The organism is Candidatus Protochlamydia sp. W-9 (assembly GCF_001950615.1).
Classification (GTDB): domain Bacteria; phylum Chlamydiota; class Chlamydiia; order Chlamydiales; family Parachlamydiaceae; genus Protochlamydia; species Protochlamydia amoebophila.
In genome coordinates, this window is record NZ_BCPZ01000156.1 from 26,112 (window position 1) to 50,630 (window position 24,519).

The 24,519-nt window shown below is 34.3% G+C and carries 20 protein-coding genes and 1 pseudogene; 13 read left to right on the forward strand and 8 right to left on the reverse strand.

Going from position 1 to position 24,519, the window contains the following annotated elements:
* Nucleotides 1-3 precede the first annotated feature (3 nt).
* From BU804_RS04530 to rpsT, 3 genes are all read right to left on the reverse strand, one after another.
* On the reverse strand, nt 4-699 hold the full coding sequence (locus tag BU804_RS04530) for a phosphocholine cytidylyltransferase family protein (RefSeq protein ID WP_075883147.1): 696 nt from the start codon (nt 697-699) through the stop codon (nt 4-6).
* Complete coding sequence (locus tag BU804_RS04535; protein WP_075883148.1) at nt 696-2,381, reverse strand: CocE/NonD family hydrolase; 1,686 nt, start codon at nt 2,379-2,381, stop codon at nt 696-698. Before BU804_RS04535 ends, BU804_RS04530 begins: the two co-directional genes overlap by 4 nt.
* A 140-nt stretch (nt 2,382-2,521) precedes the next feature.
* Complete coding sequence (gene rpsT / locus BU804_RS04540; protein WP_075883149.1) at nt 2,522-2,812, reverse strand: 30S ribosomal protein S20; 291 nt, start codon at nt 2,810-2,812, stop codon at nt 2,522-2,524.
* Between the two features lie 528 nt (nt 2,813-3,340).
* On the opposite strand from rpsT, the gene BU804_RS04545 reads away from it, so the two are divergent.
* The 5 genes from BU804_RS04545 (at nt 3,341) to BU804_RS04565 (ending at nt 8,348) form a co-directional block, all read left to right on the forward strand.
* The gene (locus tag BU804_RS04545) at nt 3,341-4,183 is read left to right on the forward strand and encodes an RluA family pseudouridine synthase (RefSeq protein ID WP_075883150.1); all 843 of its coding nucleotides are present in this window, start codon (nt 3,341-3,343) and stop codon (nt 4,181-4,183) included.
* A complete protein-coding gene (locus BU804_RS04550) occupies nt 4,180-4,629 on the forward strand; it encodes a hypothetical protein (protein ID WP_075883151.1) in 450 nt (149 codons plus the stop codon). The genes BU804_RS04545 and BU804_RS04550 overlap by 4 nt, the downstream gene beginning before the upstream one ends.
* 75 nt (nt 4,630-4,704) lie before the next feature.
* The gene (locus BU804_RS04555; protein ID WP_075883152.1) at nt 4,705-5,586 is read left to right on the forward strand and encodes a hypothetical protein; all 882 of its coding nucleotides are present in this window, start codon (nt 4,705-4,707) and stop codon (nt 5,584-5,586) included.
* Nucleotides 5,587-5,608: 22 nt separating this feature from the next.
* Complete coding sequence (locus tag BU804_RS04560) at nt 5,609-6,805, forward strand: HlyD family efflux transporter periplasmic adaptor subunit (RefSeq protein WP_075883153.1); 1,197 nt, start codon at nt 5,609-5,611, stop codon at nt 6,803-6,805.
* 1 nt (nt 6,806) lies between these two features.
* Nucleotides 6,807-8,348 carry a DHA2 family efflux MFS transporter permease subunit gene (locus tag BU804_RS04565; protein WP_075883154.1) on the forward strand — a complete coding sequence of 514 codons (1,542 nt, stop codon included), beginning with the start codon at nt 6,807-6,809 and terminating at the stop codon, nt 8,346-8,348.
* A 31-nt stretch (nt 8,349-8,379) separates the two neighbouring features.
* Here the strand turns inward: BU804_RS04565 and rfbB are convergent.
* From rfbB to rfbA, 4 genes and pseudogenes are all read right to left on the reverse strand, one after another.
* Nucleotides 8,380-9,437 (reverse strand): annotated as a pseudogene (gene rfbB, locus BU804_RS04570) (dTDP-glucose 4,6-dehydratase).
* A gap of 2 nt (nt 9,438-9,439) precedes the next feature.
* Nucleotides 9,440-10,324 carry a dTDP-4-dehydrorhamnose reductase gene (gene rfbD, locus BU804_RS04575; RefSeq protein WP_075883155.1) on the reverse strand — a complete coding sequence of 295 codons (885 nt, stop codon included), beginning with the start codon at nt 10,322-10,324 and terminating at the stop codon, nt 9,440-9,442.
* Nucleotides 10,321-10,875 carry a dTDP-4-dehydrorhamnose 3,5-epimerase gene (rfbC, locus tag BU804_RS04580; RefSeq protein ID WP_075883156.1) on the reverse strand — a complete coding sequence of 185 codons (555 nt, stop codon included), beginning with the start codon at nt 10,873-10,875 and terminating at the stop codon, nt 10,321-10,323. The genes rfbD and rfbC overlap by 4 nt, the downstream gene beginning before the upstream one ends.
* Entirely contained in the window at nt 10,862-11,749 is an 888-nt protein-coding gene (rfbA, locus tag BU804_RS04585) for a glucose-1-phosphate thymidylyltransferase RfbA (RefSeq protein ID WP_075883157.1), read from the reverse strand. Before rfbA ends, rfbC begins: the two co-directional genes overlap by 14 nt.
* Before the next feature lie 675 nt (nt 11,750-12,424).
* Between rfbA and BU804_RS04590 the strand changes: the two genes are divergently transcribed.
* Nucleotides 12,425-15,067 carry an MGH1-like glycoside hydrolase domain-containing protein gene (locus BU804_RS04590; protein ID WP_226996135.1) on the forward strand — a complete coding sequence of 881 codons (2,643 nt, stop codon included), beginning with the start codon at nt 12,425-12,427 and terminating at the stop codon, nt 15,065-15,067.
* Nucleotides 15,068-15,184: 117 nt separating this feature from the next.
* Here BU804_RS04590 and BU804_RS04595 read toward each other — a convergent pair whose 3' ends face one another.
* Nucleotides 15,185-15,802: an HAD-IB family hydrolase gene (locus tag BU804_RS04595; protein WP_075883159.1), complete on the reverse strand. Its 618-nt coding sequence runs from the start codon at nt 15,800-15,802 to the stop codon at nt 15,185-15,187.
* A 226-nt stretch (nt 15,803-16,028) separates the two neighbouring features.
* Here BU804_RS04595 and BU804_RS04600 point away from each other — a divergent pair, with 226 nt between their 5' ends.
* The 7 genes from BU804_RS04600 (at nt 16,029) to BU804_RS04630 (ending at nt 24,175) form a co-directional block, all read left to right on the forward strand.
* Nucleotides 16,029-17,117: a vWA domain-containing protein gene (locus BU804_RS04600; RefSeq protein WP_075883160.1), complete on the forward strand. Its 1,089-nt coding sequence runs from the start codon at nt 16,029-16,031 to the stop codon at nt 17,115-17,117.
* A gap of 114 nt (nt 17,118-17,231) precedes the next feature.
* The gene (locus tag BU804_RS04605) at nt 17,232-18,353 is read left to right on the forward strand and encodes a vWA domain-containing protein (protein ID WP_079988607.1); all 1,122 of its coding nucleotides are present in this window, start codon (nt 17,232-17,234) and stop codon (nt 18,351-18,353) included.
* Complete coding sequence (locus tag BU804_RS04610) at nt 18,350-20,056, forward strand: hypothetical protein (protein WP_075883162.1); 1,707 nt, start codon at nt 18,350-18,352, stop codon at nt 20,054-20,056. Before BU804_RS04605 ends, BU804_RS04610 begins: the two co-directional genes overlap by 4 nt.
* 4 nt (nt 20,057-20,060) lie before the next feature.
* Entirely contained in the window at nt 20,061-21,779 is a 1,719-nt protein-coding gene (locus tag BU804_RS04615; protein ID WP_075883163.1) for a BatD family protein, read from the forward strand.
* Between the two features lie 43 nt (nt 21,780-21,822).
* Nucleotides 21,823-22,200, forward strand: a complete 378-nt coding sequence (locus tag BU804_RS04620; RefSeq protein WP_075883164.1) for a YidH family protein — start codon at nt 21,823-21,825, stop codon at nt 22,198-22,200.
* Nucleotides 22,197-22,952 carry an SH3 domain-containing protein gene (locus BU804_RS04625; protein WP_143298930.1) on the forward strand — a complete coding sequence of 252 codons (756 nt, stop codon included), beginning with the start codon at nt 22,197-22,199 and terminating at the stop codon, nt 22,950-22,952. Before BU804_RS04620 ends, BU804_RS04625 begins: the two co-directional genes overlap by 4 nt.
* Before the next feature lie 239 nt (nt 22,953-23,191).
* Nucleotides 23,192-24,175, forward strand: coding sequence for a hypothetical protein (locus BU804_RS04630; protein WP_143298931.1), 984 nt, complete (start codon nt 23,192-23,194; stop codon nt 24,173-24,175).
* The last annotated feature ends 344 nt before the right edge of the window (nt 24,176-24,519 follow it).

Genomic DNA, 24,519 nt, shown 5'->3' on the forward strand with positions numbered 1-24,519 from the left:
ATTTTAAAAATTTTGCCAAGCTTGCAAAAGTTGATTAACCTTAACTAGATCTTCGGGAAAATCTATTTCTGCACATTGATTAATTTCAATTAAGACGGGTTGAACAATTTGTCCTTTCTTTATACATTTCTCAATAGCCTTTTCAAAATAATCTTGATTTTCACAAATATTTAGAGACTCTTTTAACAAATTTAAGTCTCTTTTTTTGTAAAAATTAATGCCAAGAGCTTCCCCTTCAGGAAATTCGACTGTTTTAGAAATTTCTATAATCTGGCCGTTTTTATGAGTCCGATACTTAACTTCTTCCTCCGCTACTTTCGTACGATTCACAATCATGGCTGTTTGATCAAATTCCAGAAGAGTTTTTAAGATAGAAGGATAAAAAATAACATCTCCATTTATCCATAAAACGTCTTCATCAATTTTTTTAAGGGCTCTTGCAAGACTCTTAGCTGTGTTTTCTTGCTCAAAGTCAGGATTATAAACATACAGAAGTTCAGGAAAAATATCCATGATCTTTTCTTTCTGATAACCAACGACAATGAAAACTTGATCTAATGAAATACAGGTTTTTAAAGCATTTAATTGATATTCTAAAATTGTTTGACGATTGATTAAACGAGTTAAAGCTTTAGGATCATGTCCTTCTGAATGATCTAATCGACTTCCTTTTCCTGCTGCTAAAATTACGACTTTCATAAGGAGTTTTCCATTAGCTTGACAGATGGTTGCTCTCTTGTCAACCAAGTTTCTCCCTTACGTACAACAGGCAAAATAAGTTGTGAAGGGTATTTTTCTCCCATATAAATGGTATTGTGTGCAGATTTAAATTCTCCTCTCTGGCTGCCAATTAATCCCACATTAAGATTTTTTTCGTAGCGAGGATAGTTAGAACTACTAATAGAAATCCGAATTGAATGTCCTTTCGCAAAAACTAAACTTGTGGACCATAAGTCGAGATCTACTTCAACTGGTTGGTCTGATTTCAAATCAATTTTTGAATCATTTTGATAACAAAACACTCCTAAACGTATACCCCCTTCTGAAATCAAAACACTTTTACCATCCGGATAAACGTCTGTAAGATGAACAACAATGTCTGAGTCTTGTTGATCTGAGGAAACAAACAATTTTGCCGATAACTTTCCCGTTACTTCTAGATCTTCCTTTAGAGGATTTGTTGTAAATACAAGAATATCCTTTCTTTTTTCAATATTTTGTTGATCTACAGGACCTGATTCTAAAAATAAATTACGCCCACCTCTAGTGGGAATAGGGTTAGTTGGGTCATACGTATAAGCTAAAAGGCCTAGAGAGGGAGGGGTTTGTTGAAGTGTGTGTTGAGAAGTTAAATAAAAAGCTGTAGCCAAAGTGGGTACAGGCCATACCTCAGATGTACGCCAAATATTTCCGCTTGAAGTTGATCCATCAAATGGCCCCATCACATAATAAAGGACGGGCGGTAGAGATTCAACTTCATTTACTTCTCCCTTTAAATAATGATCAAACCAACGTTTTGGAGAAATATCCATAGGAGGATTTTCCCCTGCAACAGGGATTTTAAAATCACCAAAATGATTAGATAAAGGCCAAAAGTGTGTCCAAGGGCCAATAATTAATTTTTGTTTTCCTTTAGCCCCTTCTTCACCTTCTCGTTGCCTTGCTTCAAATGCATCTAAAGTTCCTTGTAAGAAAGTATCATACCACCCCGCGACTAACATTCCGGGAATTTTTACTCGATGGGCCATTTCAGAGGTATTCAATTGTTTCCAAAACTCGTTATAGAAAGGCCGTTGAGAAACGTAATTAAGAACACCAGTGTCACGAGCGTAATAACCAAGCCAACTTTCAGCTTGATGCTTGAGCAAAAGTCCTCCAGGAAAAAGTCCATGATGATATAAACTCGCTGCAGCTACAATAATGTATTGGCAAACCAAATGCGGAGGTTGAGTGGGAGCCAGGAGTAGTTGCGTGATTCCTACAGCTGAAGAACCCCAGGTTCCAATTTTTCCATTCGTATAGGGACTTTTAGCCAGCCATTCTACCGCATCATATCCATCTTGCAATTTTCCCCATCCATCTGACAAAAAAGGAAATGTTTTTCCTTCAAGATCTAATACACTACGCGTATCTTGAATTGCAATCACATATCCTGCTTTTGCCATTGAGGCGAAACTTTTCCATGTCGAATCGCGACCAGCAGGGCTTCTAATCAAAATGCAAGGAAGATTTCGAGCTTCCGGAGTTGGCAAATAAAGATCTGTGGGAAGAGATACTCCATCTCTCATGGGAACCATGATTGTTAAATCTGGTTTAAGCTCCTCAGACCCTAAAATATTTAAAAGAAATACAAAAATACATGTATATAAACGAATCATCATCACAAGCTTGTTTTGTAGATAAATTTAAAATCTATAAATACACAAAATCTCTTGTTTAACATCAACTTTATCCAAATTAAGTTATACAAGAGATTTTATATTTTAAGGTCTAAAGTTTTGGGTTATCAGTAATCAGCAACTTACGCTTTAGCGGCAGCACGAGCAGCTAAACGAGATTTTGTGCGGCTAACTTTATTTAACTTAAAAACACCTTTTTTCGCACATTTGTCTAGGATACTATACACTTCATCTAGTTTAGCTTTAGATAAAGTTTCATCACCTTTTACTAAAGACTCTTGAAAAGAACGTACAGCTGTTCGAAAACGTGATTTGTAAATTTTGTTGTTAAGACGTTTTTTCTTGTTTTGCAAATCGCGCTTAAGCGCTGTTGGCCGCTTTACTTTCTTTGCTGCTACTTCTTGTTTTGCCATTTTTCCTCTAAGGGTTAATAACTTTTCATTTGGAGGATTTAATTATAGGAAATGCAACTTAATTCGTCAAAGATTACTTAATTTATTCCAGAGTTGATAGATTAAAATTTATTGGCCAAATATAATAACTGCCTTTATAAGGAGTTAATAATGCCACAAAAACATCGAGAGATGTCTTAGTTAACCCTTTAGCTTTCTTTTCGCCATTTTTATTGAATTAATCCCAAACTAAATCATTTTTTAGATCGCAATTCATTTCCCCTGTACTCAGAATTAAAGCTATTCTTCTTTTAGTCGGTTGTTATTAGTCAACTTTCCCCTGTTGCTGCAAAAAATCAAGCTTATTTTATTTGCCTCCAATACTTATTAAAATATTTTTTTTAATTCATTGGCTTATTTCATCTGTTTTCTCCAAATAGAAATGATAAAGCAAATAAAATAGTCGAAACTTAAAATACAATTATCTTGGAAAAAAGTTTCATTCCTAGCAAAATGATGCCCTTACCAACCTAAAAATTTAAAGAATTTATGAAATTAACTTGTCAGACCAATCTCCCGATTTTTGAAGCTTTAACACTTCTTTCCCCACAAAGTTCTAAAAACACTCTTCGTTCTTGGATCAAGGAAGGTCGAATTGAAGTGGATGGAATTGTTGTAAAAAATAATCATTTTGAAGTTTTAGAAGGACAAGTCATAAGCCTAAACCAAAGAAAAAAAATCGTCGGGAGTGGCATTCAAATTCTCTACGAAGATGCTGATTTGGCCATCATTTATAAACCGTCAGGACTCTTAAGTGTAGCAACAGCTTTCGAAAAGGGTGAAACTACTCATGCTTTATTAAAAGCTCATTATAAACCTAGAAAAGTTTTTGTTGTTCATCGTTTAGATCAAGATACTTCAGGTGTCATGGTTTTTGCTTTCAATGAAAAGACTTGTAAGGGGTTGAAAGATTTATTTGAAGTTCATGATATTAGCCGCTCTTATACAGCTATTGTAGAAGGTCAATTACTTTCCCCTTCGGGAATTTGGAAAAGCTATCTTTATGAAGATAGCCAATATTTCGTTCATGAAACCGAAGATGAAACCTATGGTCGTCTAGCCATTACCCACTATCGAACTTTGAAAACATTAAAAAAATATTCTTTAGTTGAACTTACTTTAGAAACAGGACGAAAAAATCAAATCCGCGTTCATTGCCAATCTGCTGGACATCCAGTTGTGGGAGATAAAAAATATGGAGCTCATACCAACCCTTTAAAAAGACTCTGTCTACATGCTCATTTATTAGCTTTTAAACATCCTATCAGTAGAAAAATCATTCGTATCGAATCCCCGATTCCCGAAGAATTTTACCGATTGATTCCCAAATGATTTTACACCGTAACCCTATTTGGATTGCATTTTTTAGTCTTATCATTATCGTTACGTTTTTTTACACAATTAATGCTATTTTAGATTTCTATCATTATCAGCGCTTGAATTGCTCTCGTCCAGCAAACGAAATTAAATGGTCAATAAAAAAAGTTAATGATGAAACATTTGTTCCCAAAGGTTTTTATCAATTCACCTACAAAGGAGAAAGAATTTCAGGTTACACTTCTTTTCAACAACATTATCTCAATCCATTCGCAGCAAAAGAAGCTATTGATAGGCTAGCAAATGCTAATTTACAAGTTTGGTTTGATTCTTCAACTCCTAATTTCTCTACTTTGGAAAAAAATTTTCCTTTCAAAAAATTTTTTTACACCCTCATTTTGTGGGTCCTTATCTTTTACTTACTTTGGCTTGACCGTCAAGTAATTTTATATAAAAATTAAATTTTTACTTTGTTAAAAAAGATTTCTTATTCATGATGCACATTTAAAAGAATCTAACCGATAGTTGATTGCTCCATGAATATAATTAAACTAGAAAATCGAACTGAAAACGGAGAAAAACTAGAGGCTACTTTTACTCCTGACCATGGATTAAATCTCATCAGCTTCAAAAGAGGAAATATTGAAGTCATTGAACAATCGACTTGGAATCTTTTTGAAGAGCGCTTTGCTGGTTTAGGAGCATTAATTGGTCCACACTTTCATCGCCGGCGAGCAGAAAGCCTTCCTAAAATTGCAGATGAAACACTTTTTCCCCACATTGGTAGAGTCAAGGCAAAAGGGACTCAAGACCCATTTTCACATGGCATTGCTCGTTATGCTCCTTGGCAAACGACATTTACTCAAACTCAATTAAATGGCCTGCTAACAGGAAAAGATCTCTGGAATGGGGTTCTTCTTTCCACATTAGAAGGACAGAATTTTAAGTTTGAATTACAAGCTGATTTAACGCCGACTGGACTTTCTCTACAACTTTCTATTATTAGTGATACAAATTCCCTCGTAGGTATTCACTATTACTACTCTCTTCCCAATCATCGAGGGAAAATAACTAGTTTTGTGCAAGATAAAGTGAGAATAGAAAATTACCTTCAATCGATTCCCTCATCTTGGTCATTTGATTTGCAACAACAATTAGTTTTTGATTTAAAAGAAGAAGCAGATTTTACTTTTAGGCCTTTCCCAGACCCTTTAATGGGAGAAATTTTATTAGAAACAGATACTTATTCTTTAAAAACACGTTATCAATCTGTTTGTGAAGAAAATTGTTGGCAACTTTATCATCCTAAAGACGCATCATTTGTGTGTATTGAACCAATTAGCTCTCAAAACCCTAAACATCCTAATTTGAACATTAGTCAACTACAAATTTATTTAGAAATTTTACCCCTTTCTTAAAAAGATATAAGATAATAAAAATATGACTGAAAAAGAACCTACAACTAATCAAGATTTTTCTTCTCCTAATCTAGATCTTCTCAATAAGAAAAAAAGGAATAAAATTTTATTAAAGATTTTTTTTGTTTTTTTATTATTAACTATTCTAACAACTATTTATTGGTATTTGTTCATTCGTTTTCATGAATCGACAGATGATGCTTATGTCAATGGTAACATTGTTAATTTGATGTCTCCTGAACAAGGAACCATTACAGCTATTTATGCAGATAATACAGATTTTGTAAAACAAGGCCAGCTACTGATAGAACTTGATCCAACACTCTATCAATTAGCTTTTGAACAAGCTCAAGTTGAGCTAGCTTTAGCTGTCAGGGAAGTTCAACAACTTTATGAAACTGTCCAACAAAAAAAAGCCGCTCTTGAATTAAAACAAGCCGATTTAAAACGAGCTCAAGAAGATTTTGAAAGTCGTAATTCCTTAAGAAATACTGAAGCTATTTCGATTGAAGATCTCAATCATGCACAAGCTAATTTAACTGTTGCACAAGCTGCGACGAACTTATCAAAACATGAATTAAATAGCGCCATTGCTGCTATAGGCGCAACATCATTGGAAAATCATCCCAATATTCAGAATAAAGAAATTGCACTGAAGCAAGCCTATGTTAATTTAAAGCGATGCAAAATTTTAGCTCCCGTCTCAGGTTTTATTTCTCAAAGAAAAATACAAGTAGGAGAATGGGTCTCAACAACACGCTCTCTATTGAGTATTATTCCTCTCGATCAAATTTGGATAGATGCCAATTTCAAAGAAACAGAATTGCGTGATATTCGAATAGGACAACCCGTCACTGTTAAAAGTGACATGTATGGCTCTTCCGTGCTTTATCATGGTAAAGTATTAGGAGTATTAGCTGGAACTGGAAGTGTTTTTTCTTTAATACCTCCTCAAAATGCTACTGGAAACTGGATCAAAATTGTTCAACGTGTTCCAGTTAGAATTTCTCTTGATTCTAACGAACTTAAACAATTCCCCCTGTTTTTAGGTCTATCCACCTATGTTGTTGTCGACACGAAAAATCAACTAGGCGATCGATTAGCCTCCAATCCTGTTTACAACCCCATACTCACAACTTCTGTTTACGATATTCCTATGCAGCCTGCTCAAGAACTTATTGATAGTATTATTCAAGCTAATTTAAACCACAAATCTTGATATGCCAGTTAAAACTTTAAGCCCAGCGGCATTAATTATTTTAACACTTGCATTAGGTCTTGGAACATTTATTCAGGTTTTAGACAGTTCAATTGCTAACGTATCAATTTCTCACATTGCCGGTGATTTAGCCGTTAGCCCTAACCAAGGAACATGGGTAATTACTTCATTTGCCATTAGCAACGGAATCGTTTTAGCTATCACAGGTTGGTTAGCAGCTCGTTTTGGGCGGGTTCGTTTATTCATTTGGTCCACTAGTCTTTTTTCAATCACTTCATGGCTTTGTGGTTTGGCTTGGGATTTGAATGTACTTATTCTTTTTCGAACATTACAGGGGGCATCTGCAGGGGCTTTAATTCCTTTATCACAAGCTTTATTGTTAACAAATTATCCGGAAGAAAAAAAAGGGGTCGCACTTGGCTTTTGGTCGATGATCGTTATTGTAGCCCCTATTTTAGGACCAATTGTAGGAGGATATATTACAGATAATTATGGTTGGCCCTGGATTTTTTATATTAACATTCCCATTGGTTTTTTATCGGCTTGGATGACAGGTCTTTTAATTCAAGATCCTCCTCACGAAGGAAAATCTAAAGTTCCTCTTGACCTGACTGGCCTTTTACTTTTGACCATTGGCATTAGCTCATTGCAAGTTTTTTTAGATAAAGGGCAAGAATTAGACTGGTTAAACTCTTTGACTATTCGTGTCCTTATCGTGACTTGCGTAATCGCTTTTACACTTTTTATTCCCTGGAACTATTATGCGAAACATCCAGTCATGAATTTTTCTTATTTTAGACATCGTAACTTTACAATCGGAACAATTTTGGGAGCGATAGGATTTCTCATGTTTTTTGGAAGCGCTGTCTTACTTCCCCTTTGGTTAGAAACAGAAATGGGTTACACGGCTTTTTGGGCAGGAGTTGCTGTTATGCCAATTGGAATAATTCCTCTATTTTTATCTTCTACAATCGGAAAAAATGTTAGTCGATTTGATCCAAGAATCATGACAACATTTAGTTTTATCAGTTTTGGACTAACATTCTTTTGGTTTAGTGAATTGACTCCTTCTGTCAGTTTATTTAAATTGATGCTTCCTCGCTTTTTTCAAGGAATCGGTCTCAGTTTCTTTTTTATCCCTCTTGTAACAATTTCATTGTCTCCCATTCCTAATCACGAATTAGCGGGCGCCTCAGGAATTTTTAATTTTATTCGATTAATTGCTGGAGGAGGATTCGGAACGGCTTTGTATGTTACTTTATGGGATCGTAGAGAAATTTTTCACCATAGCCGTTTAACAGAAGCAACGACAATTTATGATCCTTTAACATGGGAATTTTACGAAAATTTAAAACAATCACTTAGCTTAAGTCAACCTGAATCCAATCTTATTTTGGAAGATTTATTGTCCGCTCAATCGTATTTATTAGCTGTTAATGATGTCTTTTGGCTAACAGGATGGGTGTTCTTGGCCTGCATTCCTTTAATTTGGTTATGCAAAAAAAATACCACAAATAAAACTCAGCAAGTCGCCATGGATTAATGAGATCTCTTTCGAAAAAAAGTTTCTTCATTTAACGATCGGCGTAATTAAGCTCTATCCATCTCCGATAACTGCCCGTTTGGATATTTTTACCCACTGTTCATTTTGTATGTACCATTGAATAGTCTTATGGAGACCTTCTTCAAAACGGTGGGAAGGAGACCAGCCAAACTCATTTTTGATTTTAGAACAATCAATAGCATAACGCAAATCATGGCCAGGCCGATCTTTAACATAAGTGATGAGCTTTTCAAGTTCAGAAACTTCTATTTGCTGAGTAATTGCAATTTGTCTGATGATTTCATGTATCAAATCAATATTTCGCCATTCTGCTTCTCCACCAATATTGTAAGTTTCCCCACTTCTTCCTTTTTGAAGCAATAAGTAAAGAGCCTTAGCGTGGTCTTCTACATACAACCAATCACGCACATTAACTCCCTGTCCATAGACAGGTAAGGGTTTACGATCCAAACAGTTCAAAATCATGACTGGAATCAATTTTTCAGGGAAATGATAAGGTCCATAATTGTTACTACAATTAGAAATGCAAGTGGATAAATGATAGGTATGATGATAAGCGCGAACAAGATGGTCAGATGAAGCCTTCGAAGCGGAGTAAGGAGAGTTAGGTCGATAAGCTGTTTCTTCTGTAAAATAACCTTCTGCCCCTAATGTTCCATATACTTCATCTGTTGAAACGTGGTGAAAATGAATGTGAGGATTTTTTCTCACTACTTCTAATAAAGAAAAAGTACCTAAAATATTTGTTTCAATAAACACTTTTGGCCCTAAAATACTACGATCTACATGACTTTCTGCCGCAAAGTGAATAATTGTATCAATTGCATGCTCTTGACAGACATGTTCAATAAATGCTTCATTACAGATATTGCCTTGTTCAAAAATATAACGAGGATCGCTTGAAAGGGAAGCTAAATTTTCTAGATTTCCCGCATATGTTAGAGCATCAAAATTGATACAAGTTCCTTTAAATTCAGTTTCAGGGGCAAGTAAATAACGAATAAAAGCTGATCCAATAAAACCTGCCCCTCCAGTCACGAGAATATTTTGAACTTTTCTTGGTTGCATAACTAGCTCACCTGTTGCTTACCTTGGAAATTTTTATATATCGTCAAGTAATCTTTTAATGCCTCTTGCCAGGGACGTGGTTTCCATCTAAGCACAGATTCTATTTTTTGAGTATTTAAAGTAGAATAAGCAGGTCGTCTAGCCTGTGTTGGATATTCATGAGTCATAATAGGTTCTATTTGACAATCTCTTTGAATCAATTGAAATTCCTTTCCTTGTCTATAAATCTCTTTAGCAAACTCATACCAGTTAGTTTCAGAAGAGTTAGCAAAGTGATAAATTCCCGACTTATCCAAAAATTGTAAAGCAACTTCAGCTAAATCTTGCGCATAAGTCGGTCTTCCCATCTGATCGCAAACAATCTTGATCTGTGCTTTTTCATTCATCAATCTTAACATCGTTTCAACAAAATTTTTGCCTGGTAAGCCAAATAACCAAGATGTGCGAATGACACAAGAGCGATCAAATTCATCTAAGAGTTTGATTTCCCCAGCTAATTTACTCATTCCATAAGCTCCAATGGGAGCGCAAGCATGTTCTTCGGTATAAGGCAAGTTTTCTTTTCCATCAAACACATAATCAGTCGAGAAATGAATGACATGTGCATTCTGATGCCGAGCTGCAATTCCAAGATGGTGTGGTCCACAGGCATTGACGAGATAAGCTTGTTTGAGATCTGTTTCAGCTTTATCAACTTGTGTGTAAGCCGCACAATTGATGATATGAGTGATTTGTTCTGTTCTTACAAAATCTAAAACGGCTTCTAAATTGGTAATATCAATTTTTTTATCATCATTGGCAACAAAAGACAGTTGCCGTTTGTTTAATAAACGTTTAAAATGGGAACCAAGCATACCCGATGCGCCACATACCCAAATCTTTTTCATTTTCTAATCTCAGTTAATTGAAGCATGCTTTCACGAAAGGAAGGAGATTGTTTATCTCTTTCAGAAACTATTGGTTGCTCTATAGGCCATTGAATATTTACTTGTGAATCATTCCAACGAAAACCTTTTTCATAGAGAGGATCATAGGGAGTGCTCACTTTATACATTACATGGGCTTCTTGACTCAAAACGCAAAATCCATGCGCAAATCCTACTGGAATAAAAAGTTGATGGTGATTTTTATCATCTAAAACAATCCCTTCCCACTGTCCAAATGTAGGAGATTCAGGACGAATATCAACAGCCACATCATAAATTTTTCCCACAGCCACTCTCACAAGTTTTGCCTGACCTGGAAAAGATTGGAAATGCATTCCACGAATACACCCTTTTTGAGAAAAAGAATGATTATCTTGTAGAAAAATCTCTTGAATCCCCATTTTTTGATAAAGAGGTTGCTGAAAACTTTCTAGAAAAAAACCTCTATTATCTTTAAATACGTTAGGCTTCACCAATTTTAACCCTTTAAGTTGCAAATCAATGATTTCCATAGTAAGGTCCTTTTTCTGCAATTTCCATTAAATAACGTCCGTACAAGCTTTTCCCGAGTTTTTCACCCAACAATTTTAACTGGGTTTGAGAAATAAATTTTTGATTGTAAGCAATTTCTTCTAAAGAAGCAATGCAGTGTCCTTGTCTTTGCTCAATCACCTGAACAAACTGACTTGCTTGCATAAGGCTTTCATAAGTCCCTGCATCTAACCAAGTATATCCTCTTCCCATCACATGAACACATGCTTGATCTCTATTTAAATACTCTTGGTTGACATCTGTGATTTCTAATTCTCCTCGTGCAGAGGGTTTTAAGCCATGAGCTATGTCTACGACTTGATTATCATAAAAATAAAGACCTGTCACAGCAATAGAAGATTTCGGAATTTTAGGCTTTTCTTCGATCGACAAAATTTTACCCTGCCCATCAAATTCAACGACACCATATCTTTCAGGATCTTTTACCTCATAACCAAATAAAGTAGCCCCCTCTTTTTTTTCCTTGGCACTTTTTAAAAGATTGCTCAAATGGCTCCCATAAAAAATATTATCTCCCAGCACCAGACAAACAGAATCCTTTCCAATAAAATCTTTACCAATAATAAAAGCTTCGGCGAGACCGTTTGGTTTTGGCTGCATCTCATAGGTAAAACGAACACCTAAGTGAGATCCATCCCCAAGCAGTCGTTTAAAAACAGGCATATCTTCTGGAGTGGAAATGATCAAGATATCTTTTATTTCGGCTAATAATAAAACTGAAAGGGGATAATAAATCATCGGTTTGTTGTAAACTGGCAGTAGCTGTTTAGTCACTCCCAATGTTAATGGATGAAGTCTTGTGCCACTTCCTCCGGCTAGAACAATTCCTTTCATATTTCTCCCTTAACAATTTCTACCGATAGTGAATGCTATTGAGCGCTTTTTGTTGCAGACGATATTAATTCAGTACCGAATTTTTAGAGTAGAAAATTCATGAGTTCCAAGCTTAAGGCTGATTCAAAAAAATAACACTCATCACAAATTAAATTTTTATGACTAAATAAACGTAAAAATTGATTGATAAAATAAGAAACCCCACAAATATAACAAGCAGAGCCTCCCGCCAATACCAATAATAAATTCTCTATTAGAAACTGAGACAGGATATGCTTTTCATTTGTACCTACGGCCGCCTAATTTCAATTTTATCTGGGCTTTCAAATATGTTTGTTAGCGTGATATTCATAATCTCAACTTCCTCCTACTAAAAGAAAAATGGCAGCGATATTTTCTAAGACCTAATTAATTGATTGGGCAGTTGTCAGTTGAAACTAAAAATGCTTAAATTTTCCTTTTTAAAAAGTTGATTCTTAAAAAAGTTCTAAAAATTTTATGAATTTCAAAAAATAATTTGAAGAAATTTGGTCAAAAAATAAAAACAAGTTAATTTTTAATAAATAATTTACGCAATGTTGATTTGATAAATTCCAATAAATGTTATGAGTCAAGTAAGACAAATATGTACTCAAAAAAATTTAAATTTAAATTAAGCTTTTGCTTCAAATATTTATGACTTCATCTCCAGAGCACCAACGTTTACTAGAGCATCATCAACGTCATTCGAATTGGAAAAAATGGGGGCCTTACTTAAGTGATCGTGCTTGGGGAACTGTGCGTGAAGATTATAGTGAAACAGGAAATGCATGGAACTATTTCCCTCATGATCATGCTAGAATGCGAGCCTACCGTTGGAATGAAGATGGAATTGGAGGAATCTCAGACCGACATCAATACGTTTGTTTTGCAATTGCTTTGTGGAATGGAAAAGATCCGATTATTAAAGAACGTTTTTTTGGCTTAAATCCTCAAGAAGGCAATCATGGTGAAGATGTCAAAGAGTATTATTTTTACCTAGATAATACTCCGACTCATAGTTATATGAAAATGCTCTATAAATATCCACATCAAGCTTACCCGTACGAACAGCTTATTCAAGTAAATCAAAGACGCTCTTCTCGTGATCCCGAATATGAACTAATCGATACAGGCATCTTTCAAGATAAATGCTATTTCGATGTCCAGATAGAATATGCAAAAGCAGGGCATGAAGATATCCTTATTCGTCTATCAATTACTAATCAAGCGTCTGAAGCTGCTCCTCTTTACTTATTACCGACTGTTTGGTTTCGAAATACGTGGAGTTGGGGATACCCTGAAGGTCCCATGGAAGATGTACCGACGAAGCCTTTTTTATTTCAAGAACAAGAAGGCAATCGTTCGTTTATTAAAATCGAACATCCTGCTTTACGCACCTATTATCTTTATGCTCAAGACAATCCCGATTGGATTTTCACAGAAAATGATACAAACTTTGAACGTTTAATGGGAAAACCCAACCCAACACCTTATGTGAAAGATGCTTTTGACCGTTATTTAGTCCATCAAGACAAAACAGCAGTAAATCCTGCTAAAAAAGGTTCCAAAGGCGCTGCATTATATAAATCGATCCTCCCTGCCAAACACACAGAAATTTTTCACCTCCGTTTATGTAAAAATTCTCTTAAACACCCATTTGAGGGATTTAATGAGATCTTTTCATTAAGAAAACATGAAGCGGATCTTTTTTATGAACAAGTTCAAAATCAAGCCTTAGATAAGGATGCAAAAAATTTACAAAGACAGGCCTTTGCGGGACTTTTATGGTCCAAGCAACTCTATTATTATGATATTGAACAATGGTTAAGAGGAGATAAGCAAATTCCTCTGGAGCGTCAAAATGACCGTAATCAAGGTTGGATTCATCTTGTCAACTTTGATGTTATTTCAATGCCCGACAAATGGGAATATCCGTGGTATGCCAGTTGGGATCTTGGATTTCATTGTATCTCACTAGTATTGATTGATCCAGACTTTGCCAAACGTCAGCTGATTCTTATGACAAGAGAATGGTATATGCATCCGAATGGTCAACTTCCCGCTTACGAATGGAACTTTAGCGATGTCAATCCTCCCGTTCTCGCTTGGGCAGCCTGGAGGATTTATAAAATTGACGGGAAACAAACAGGAAAACCCGATCGAAATTTTCTAGAAGCCATTTTTCATAAACTTTTGCTTAATTTTACCTGGTGGGTTAATCAAAAAGATGAAAAAGGGAATAATGTTTTTCAAGGAGGCTTTCTAGGTTTAGATAACATCAGTATTTTTGACAGAAGCTCCCCTCTTAATGATGCTCGCATTGATCAAGCGGATGGAACAGCTTGGATGAGTTTTTACTGCATTTTAATGATGAAAATTTCTATCGAGCTGGCCAGAACAAATCCCGTTTATCAAGATTCTGCCACAAAGTTTTTTGAACATTTCTTACGTATCGCCAGTGCCATGATCAAACCCGAGCAAAAGGGATATTCGCTATGGTGTAATGAAGATGGTTTTTTCTATGATGCTCTTCACACAAGTAGTGATGTCATTCCTTTGCGTATTCGATCATTAGTTGGTTTATTACCCATTTTAGCTGTTGAAACGATTGACCGTCGAATTCTTGATGCTTTACCCATTTACAAACAGAGATTAGAATGGTTCTTGAAAGAAAGGCCGGACTATACAAGTAAACTAGCTTCGGTAGAAGAAACGAGTACAGGAGCGAGACATCTTTTATCTATTTTAGATAAAGAACGTCTGGTTCAAACTTTAGGCTATTTATTTGATGAAAACGAGTTTTTATCGGAATATGGGATTCGCTCTCTTTCTAAATATCATGAAAAGCATCCCTACTCATTAAAAATTTGGAATCAAGAACACTTTATTAGTTATCATCCAGGAGAGGCAGAATTTCGCCTTATTGCGGGAGGTAACTCTAACTGGAGAGGCCCCATTTGGTTTCCTATTAATTATCTTTTAATTGAATCATTACAAAAATTCTATCACTACTATGGAGATTCACTTAAAGTCGAATTTCCGACTGGATCGGGAAATCTCATGAACCTAGGAGAAATTTCTAAACAACTTTCTAATCGTCTTATCTCTTTATTTTTAAAACGTGCTGATGGAATGCGTCCTATCTACCCAAAAAATAGCCCCTTTAATCACGAAGAGGATTGGCAGAATCTTTTTCTCTTTTTTGAATTTTTCCATGGGGATACAGGAGAAGGGCATGGAGCAAATCACCAAACAGGATGGACAGCTCTTATCGCCAAACTTTTACAACAATGCTAAACTTTTACAACAATTGGGTGGAGAAAATTAATGCTATTTTGTCAAACAATTGGCCAAACCTTGTGTTTGATCTCAACTCACTTAAACAAACATCATACAGGTTGCAGATAAAATAGATTAAAAAATTTTAGTTTTAAAGCTTCTATAAAAAGGGTAATCGGCTAATGCTAAAAGTTCTTGATCGCCTAGACTATCCCCATAAGCATAAAGTTGATAAGTTTCTTTAGGGCCAAGGTAATTCGTAAGGCGTTTAGTTTTTTCAACTCCCCAACAATTTTTTCCTTTTAATTTTCCTGTCACATTCCCTTTAGAATCTACTTCTAATGTCGAAGCAAGAATTTCTTCAAACCCATATCTTTCTGCCCAAGGACGTAAATAAAGGTCAATAGATGCGCTCACAAGAATGCAACGATGGCCTTGCCTTTGATGCCATCTTAGCCTTTCAATAGCTTGAGCGTTTAAATAAACATCTAATTTTTTGTCTGCATAACGTTTACAAATAGCCTTAAGCTGTCGAATAGGTATACCTTTGAAAAACTGTGTTAAAATTTTTTCTTTTATTTCTTGTCTAGAAAGTTTGCCAAAGAAAAATTTTAAGAAAACGGGAGCTAATTGAATTATTTTCCATGAAGCTTGAAAAAAACCTGTCTGTTCATAAAGAAAAGGAAGCAATGAATCCCGATTTGTTAATGTTTTGTCAAAATCAAAAGCTGCTACTACCGAAGGATGAATCATGAAAAACCAGAAAAGAAAGTTTTAAAATATAAACTCACAGAAATTGTCTTTAATTCTATCCACGTTACTTTCTGTGATAAAAAAATAGTATGTCTGACTATAATTGAAATTTCAAGCAAAGAAACTGTAAGAATGGCCCCTTATGCTTATACTTTATATAAAAAACAAATAGACTCGAGAAAAAAGAACAGATATAAAAAAAACAATTTAAAATAAGGAGGAATCTTTGCCATTGACGATTGACTATCTAGCTTTAGTTATCTTAGGAATTTTCCTGTTTATGGCATATTGGCTTCAGCAAAAATGGCAAACTCCTTATCTTCCTTCTTTAGCATTTTCTGATTTAGAATCAATCAATCGTTCTTCTAAACGACGCCATTTCTCTCATTTACCCTACAGACTTTATCAATTAACCTTATTTTTTTGGTGCATAGCTTTTATAGATCCTCATTTTTTATTTATTAAAAACGATCCATTAGCACAACCCTCTTTACCAATTCCTACAGAAGGAATTGCGATTTATTTGATCGTCGATCAATCTAGTTCTATGAACGAAAAAATTTCTTCAAACAGTTTTTTTGAAAGAGGAAGGTCTTTTACTAAAATTGATCTACTTAAAATAATGGCTGGTCAGTTTATTTTACATCGTCCTTCAGATTTAATCGGACTCGTTGCTTTTGCTAGAGTCCCTAAAATTTTATCTCCTCTGACCCTAGATCATGAAATGCTTATCAATCAATTAAATGATTTAAAAGCCATCAATTCCATGGAAGAAGATGGAACAGCAATGGGCTATGCGATTTATAAAACAGCTCATTTAATTGTTGCTACAAAACATTTTGCACAAGAATTACAAAAAAAGGGTAAGCCTGCCTACGAAATTAAAAATGCTATTATGGTTGTTTTAACTGATGGGTTCCAAGATCCTAATCGATTGGATTATGGTAATCGATTACGCACAATTGAGCTTGATGAAGCCATTGCTTATGCTAAAAATGCAGGAATTCATCTTTATATTATTAATGTAGATCCAAAGTTTTCTTCCCCACAATTTGCGCCCCATAGGCGACAAATAGAGACTTTAGCAGAATCAACAGGAGGTCAACTTTATTTAGCCAATCAAGAGAAAGACTTAAAACGTGTATTTGATACTATTGATCGATTAGAAAAAAGTTCATTACCCCTGGATTCATTTATCTCTTCCCCGGTGATTAAACATCGAGTATCGTTTTATCCTTACTTCATTGCCGCTGGATTAAGTTGTTTGTTCTTAGCTATTTTTTTAGAGAGTACTTGGTTGAGAAAATTTCCATGAATATACAAATTTTGAATAAAAAAAATGAAGATCATATGGCATTTTTTTTTCCTATTTCAAAAAGAAATTTTGTAACGATTCAGTGTTTATTCAAAATTTGTGTTGAAAGAGGTGATGATGTCTATCCGTAATCTCTTTTTTGATTTTCCCCAAGCAAGCTTTCTGATTCTATTTTTGTTGCCTTTATTATTTTTGCAAGGTTGTCTCTTTTACTATCGACAAAAACAAACAATAGCGTTTGCTTCTGACAAAGTCTTAAAATCTTTGTTAATTCCTCGTTCAAAATTTGTCCATCTCTGCAAAATGATGATTTGCTTACTTTGTTGGCTATTTGCTTGTTTAGCTTTAATGAATCCTCAAGGCAATCTTCGCTACCTCTCTTTTGCAGGAGGAATTCCTTCACCAAAAACAATTGATTTGGCTAAACAAATTCATTCGCATGAAATTATTTTATTAGTAGACACCTCAGCTTCGATGGATGTAAAAGATAATCCAAATGGAGAAACGCGATTAGAACGTGCAAAAGATATCATGGATAACCTTATTTCTTTATTAACAGGACAAACGGTATCCCTTTATGCTTTTACCTCTACTTTAACTCCTATGGTCCCTTCAACAAACGATTATTTATTTACACGGATGATGATTAAAGGCTTATCCATTAATGAAGGAGATGTAGAAGGAACAAACTTTGAAATAGCTCTTACTTTACTCAAGAAAAAATTATTTGAACTTCCAAAAGAAAAATTATTGACATTGATTTTATTTAGTGACGGAGGTGATGAACAATTTGAAAAATTAGAAGATCCATATAAACAAAAAGCGATTCAAAATATCTTAAGTATTTTACCCGATCCGATTAAAGATCATTTATATTTCTTGACAGTTGGCATGGGATCATCTCAACCTCAACTTATCCCACACGTGCTTTTGGAAGGTAAACCTGTTTATTCTAAATTAGAGCCCTTTTTGTTAGAACAGCTTGCTACCCACTATCAAGGTAAATACTATCTCGCTGAATCCTGGACAAATAAAAACTTAACGGAAGAATTAAATAAACAGCTTTTAAACGAATCCGTTCGTAAACAAACCGAACCAACCCAATCTCTCGAAAGAAAAGTTCGTCTTGCAAAACAAGATGAACTTCTATCAGATTTATATTATCAAATTCCTTTAGGAATAAGTATTTTTCTTCTTCTTTTATACTTAATTTTACCTGATGCACGGCGACCATGAAAAAACGAATTTTTCTTCTTTATATGGGAATGGGAATCTTATATTTTCAAGGATTGGAATCTAATGAGTCCATTTCGCAATTGGGGAGCCAGGCAAAGGCATTTGCCGAAACACGCGATTTAAAACAAGCAAGTCAACTTTATGAAAAGCTTTCCACACAAGGCTTACCTGATTGGCAACAAGCTCTTATTTTATACAACTGGGGAACAGTAAAAGTTCTTCAGCAAGAGTGGGAGGCTGGCCTAAAAATTTTTAATCAAATTGCCCTTTCTTCAATTTCTTCTCCTCAACTTTTACGATCTGTAACTCTCAATCGAGCCGCTGCACGTTTAGGACAAGCGAAGCTATTATCCGCACAAAATAATACAAATTCATTAGGAGAAAGACGCTACCTCATTTGGCAAAGTTTAAAAGAATTAGAAACCGCAAAAGATATTGATTGTCGTATCCAAAAAGTTGAACAAAATCTTTCTGACTGCTTAGTTCCAATAGATATTCATATTCTTCAAAATAAAGGGGTGTTAGCGCTCAACCAGATTAATAAAGAGCTCAAAGATCAATTTTTTGCTAATCTTGATTTAGCTTCTTTATTGACGATTCTGCGACAAAGTCTTGCTACAGCTCTTCATTTTTCCTTATTTTTTACTAAGCAGATAATTCCTCATGAATTTAATGCTGCTTATTTAAAATATTTTACTTTTCAAATGAAAACAATAGAACCCCTTTGGGATGGTTTAAAAAAAATTCCTTTATCTGATGATCAGCGAAAAATAATCACAATTGCTTTCGAAAACTTCACAAATGCTTTAGATGCTTCACTAAACAGCAATTGGGAAAATGTTCAGAATCACCTCCAATTTTCAGAGGATTCTCTTCAAAAATTTGCTTCACAATCCGATTTAGAAACTCTTGTATTACGCTACCAGTTAACGCTTTTGAATAGGATGGATGAAGTCATTTTAAAAGGTTTGCTAGATACACAAACTTCTTTTGATAAAAAAGATTTCCTCAAGCCATCCTCACAATTTTTAAAAAAAGCCATGGAAGAAATTCAAATTAATCGTCCATTTATTTCCCGTTTTTATGTCATTCGTGCTTTGAGTGAGATTGAGAACTTACAAGCTGAGGAAAATGAAGAAAAAACTTGCAAACAAATTCTTCAACAAGCTCTACAAACCGCTATCAGAGGAAATGAGCTCACACAACTTGTCACATTATCTGAAGATTTTGCAAACAAGGAAATCATGCTAAAAGATGTTCAAGCTAAGCAACATCAAGTAATTCAGCAATCCTTATCTTTTATTCCAAACGCTTTAAAAGAAGAAAAAATGAATTTTAACGCAAGAGATTCTAAAATAGCTTGTCAAAAACACCCCTGGGAACAAGTCATTCCTTTATTTGAAAATGGATTACTAGCAGCTAAGCAAACTGAAATTTGGATGAAAAGTTTACCTTTACAATTTTTTGCTATTTTAAATGAGCAACAAAAAACCATTATTAATTGGCAACAAGCTTTAAAATTATTAGAAAATTCTCCTTCATTTTCAGAGCAAAGCCCTAATCCTAATCCAGATCCTTCTCATTCCAATAGTAAGCCAAAAACAAGTCAAGACATTCAAGAAACCCTTCGACTTCTCCAAGAAATGCAATCAAATGATCAACCCCAAAAAGGTCAAACTTCTAAAGTGAGACATTCATGGTAAAAAAATGATTAGAGCTTTATGCATTTATTTTCTTTCCTTTATGTCAACTTTATCAGCCGTAAACATAAAGGTTGAGGCTTCTATTGATTCTCAAAACAATCAAGAAAATCATCCTCTTTCAGGAATAATTAGTATTACTCATCAAATTCAAGACGAAATTGATTCTAATTCATTTCAAATAGAGGGAAAGCCTCTTTCAGTTACTTTTATTAAAAATGTAAATGTTTCTGGAGAATTACCCAAAACTATTGTATCTTTTTATCACTTCACTCTTTCTCCGCAAGCTAAAGGACTGTATGTTTTACCTCCTATTTCAGTTAAAATAAGAGATAAAATTCAAAGTAGCCCTCCCAGTTCTTATGAAGTGAAAGGGCTGAAAAGTTCACTTTTAAACCCAAAAAATTCTAAATTTTCCCCTGCTTCTATACAATTAAAACGCTCCTCTCCTTCTAATGCTTTGATTTTCAAATTAGAGGCAAGTATTAAAGGCCCTACTTTACTGTATCCAGGCCAACGTACCAATTTATTTTACCGCATTTCTTATAATCAAAGTGTTGATTTAACAGAGTCTCTTCTTCCTTTCATTCATGCTGACGCCTTCAAAAAAATTGGGGATGCACATATTAGAGACTTTCAAAATGGTGAGATCACAGTGCAAGAAATTTCTCAAGAAGTGGAAGCAAACCAAATAGGAAGTTTTAAGTTAGGGCCTTCTTCAATTTCGGGTTATAGTTACCAAACTAATTTTTTCGGTAAGAAAAATTATCAACAGCCACTCCTCAAAGCGGAGGCTCCAGCTGTCTACTTGCAAGTAAAGCCCTTTCCTTTGGAAAACAAGCCCTATTCTTTTAATGGGGCATTGGGTGTCGTTGATGTTAAAATCAAAATGAGAACATCTTCCGAAAGACAATTAGAAGATAAAATTTTGATAGATATGTATATTTCTGGCGTCGAAAATCTAGAAGATTTTCAACTTCCAGATTTTTATTGTCAGCCTGGATTTAGTGGTTTTTTTCAATTCAATGACCTCCCTCTGACAGGAGAAATAAAAGAATCTTCAAAATATTTTCAAATCGAACTTATTCCCGTTTCTACATTTATTAATACGATTCCCTCTTTTGAAATTTCCTCTTTCGATCCTGTAACGAGCCGCTATATCCTTAAAAGAACAGATCCTATTCCTATTGATCTTAAAACAATGCCAATGGCACCTTATCCCACAATTTCTTTAGAAAAAGAAAATGAAATCCCCAACGAAAAAATTCTGTGGAACTCTTCTTCATGGCCACTTAGTCCTCTTGAAATCAAAGATTCACAAAATTTGCCTAGATTGGGCCATAATTGGACGCAAACTCCATGGATTTTATTAGTAATTCCTTTGGGAATCAGTTGGCTAACCCTTCAATCATATTGGAAAAAATTATGGGATTTAAAGCCTAAAAAAATTAAAAAGCAAAGTTTAATTCTTTTAGAGCAAGCTTTAAAAACCAAAAAAAGCTCGGAAAAAGAAATCTTGCAGTTGCTTGAAAAAGCTACTTGGTGGAAAGTATGGGAAGAAGGCATTCTCCCTATAAAAGTTACTTCTTTAGAAGATCTTTCTACTCAAGGGAAAGCCGGAAAAATGAGACAGTTTATTTACCAGTTGCAGTCTTTACAGTATGGCCCAAGTATAGGGATGAAAATAGCTGATATTAAAGTACAAGCCCAAAAATTATTAAGTTAAGTTTTGAATTCATTTATTCTAAATTGAGATGATAAGGACAAAAATGACTGATCCTCAACCTTCTGTAGATGAACGAAACCTTCTCGCTCAGGAAAGGACTCGCTTAGCTGCTGAAAGGACTTTTTTAGCATGGCTTAGGACTGGGTTAACTGGTATTGGAATAGGGATTGCAATTGCGCGATTTGTTTTTTTTCAAACTACCTCTCACAAAAAAACAGCTCACCTAATGGGACAGTTCCTTATTTTATGGGGAATCTGTATTTTTCTTTTTGCATTAAATAGTTATCGGAAAAGTCTGAAAAAAATTAGTTTTTCAAATCCTATTTCAGACCATCCTTCATTCTTCGGTTTAGGTCTAATTACAGCAGCTTTGGTTCTTTTTTCTTTCATTCTCTTTTGGATTATTATAGATAAACCATGATGTTACTTGTAAGTTTCCTTTTCTTCTTTTTTCCTTTAGAAGCTTATCAAGAGGCCTCGCTCCAACAGGCCAATCAATATTATGAAAATGGCCTGCGAGCATCTACTTTTCAAGAAAGAAAAAATGCTTTCAATCAAGCCCTTCATTTGTATTTAAGCATCGAAAATGCACAAGGAAGCTCTAGCAAACTTAACCAAGCAATTGCTGATACTTACTTCCAACTCGAAGAATATCCTTGGTCTATTTTGTACTATGAACGTGCTAAAGAACAAAATCCTCGCAATTTAATTATTCAAGAGCATCTTTATATTACCCACAATAAGCTAGGATTATCACCTATGAAAAACTCTCGAATTAATGATTATTTACTCTCTTCCTATCTTTCTTTTTCTGATAAATTCTATATGTTTTTTTACTCTTTTCTTTCTTTTGTCCTTTTTATGACAATTTTTATTTGGATTCGAACGCAATTTACTAAAATTCTTTCTTTTTTGACAGGTAGCTTCGTCTTATACAGCTTATTAAATTTAATTATTTCATTATATATTATTCCAATTTATGCTATTTTTATTACTTCCACTAGTTTATATCGAGCTCCTAGTTTGGAAGAACCTCAATTGTCTACAATACCTTTCCTTGCAGGGCAAAAAATCCAAGTGATTGATATAGTCCATCAAGGCTACTGGCTAAAAGTAATAGATGATAATCATCAAATTGGCTACGTACCCAGTCAATCCGTTCGAATTATTTAAGAGAATTTTTAATTGATTATGTGATGAACAATTAAAAATTCTTTTAAAATTTAGCTTAATAAATATGAGATTTTTATTATCTGTTTTGTTATAATCAGTTTGGACCTTTTCGAGTTAACAAGTTACAGCTAAGTTATTTATTATTTTATACTTAGCCTTAAAATAATCTAAAATCTTTTCATATCGAAAAATGAATCTTTTTAATTTCAATTTCTTCACATTTTAAATTAATTAATCATATGACAGCAATAGAAAGACGCGCATTATATAATCTATTACGCATGAACTGGCTTAATAATCCTCAGATGAAAGTCGATCATTGGCAAGTAGACGATTATCGCATTTTTTCAACTGAAACACTATTTGAACGATTAAAGAAATTAAACATTAATCTCGATAAAAGTAGTTTTATTGCTTATGCCGATGAGTGCGAATCGCCCGAAGATTTGACAGAACAATTAGTGGGAGATCGGGAGCTTAAAGCTCAAAACGAAGATCAGGTTTATTTATTAATTTTTGAGCTTTGGAGAAGGCTTTTAAGTGAAAAACCTTCTTTATCAATTATATGTAATGAGCTTGATCAACTCATTTATCAATACGATCAAGGAAAAGTTGAAAACTCTACGTTACTACAAGATCAACTAAATCAATTTATTACTCTTTTAGATGAAAATGCAGATCAAGGAATTCCTCCTCAAGAAGTTTTTACCGGAGTTTCTACCTATTGTGCAAATGACATTGAAACTTTCCTTTACGATTTTATTTCTGAAAGAATTGAAGAAGAAAATGAAGCTTATGCTTTAGATTTATTAGACGATTTTTCTACCTATTTGGGAACCAATAAGTGGTTTGATTTATTGCGGGCAAGACTTTCGAGTCTTTCTAATCGAAAAATCGCAACTAAACAACTTTCTCAACTTTTAGAAGATTATTTAGATAAGCAAGACCTTGAGTTTAACTTAGAGCTGCTTTCATTTATGACAGAAATTGGGGATCCCTATACATTTAAAGAAGTTTTACAAAACACGCTTCCTCTTTTGCAGACGGAAGAAGATTTTCAAGATTTTTTATTTATCTGTGCAGACTATTGTCACCGACTCGATCAAGAAAACAAAGAAAAATCTATTCATATTCTTATCCATCAACGGTCAAATAAAGAATTACTCCATCCTTTCAATTCCAATGATCCTGCTCTAAAGATTTTATTACATATTTTTGAGTAATCATTCAAGTTTTAAATTTAATTGTGAGATCAGCCCTCGAAAATTGATGGATCACTTTTTCACAACTTAAATTTTCTTAACTAATTCATATTTAAATAATTATGATAAAACCCCTCAAAAATTGCTAATTACTTCGCTATCAAGGCTTTCAAATCATCTTACTTTTTTTTCATTTATTCGAAATGCTTCAAAATCAACAGCTTAAAAAAGGCTTCAGAAGACACTCTGAATAGGTTAAAATAAATTCTGTATCTTGACTTTATAGTTGAAAAAATAGATAACAAAAGCAGTTTTACTACAACCCGTTGTAATTTTCTGAGTAAGCAACTACAAGATCTTGTATT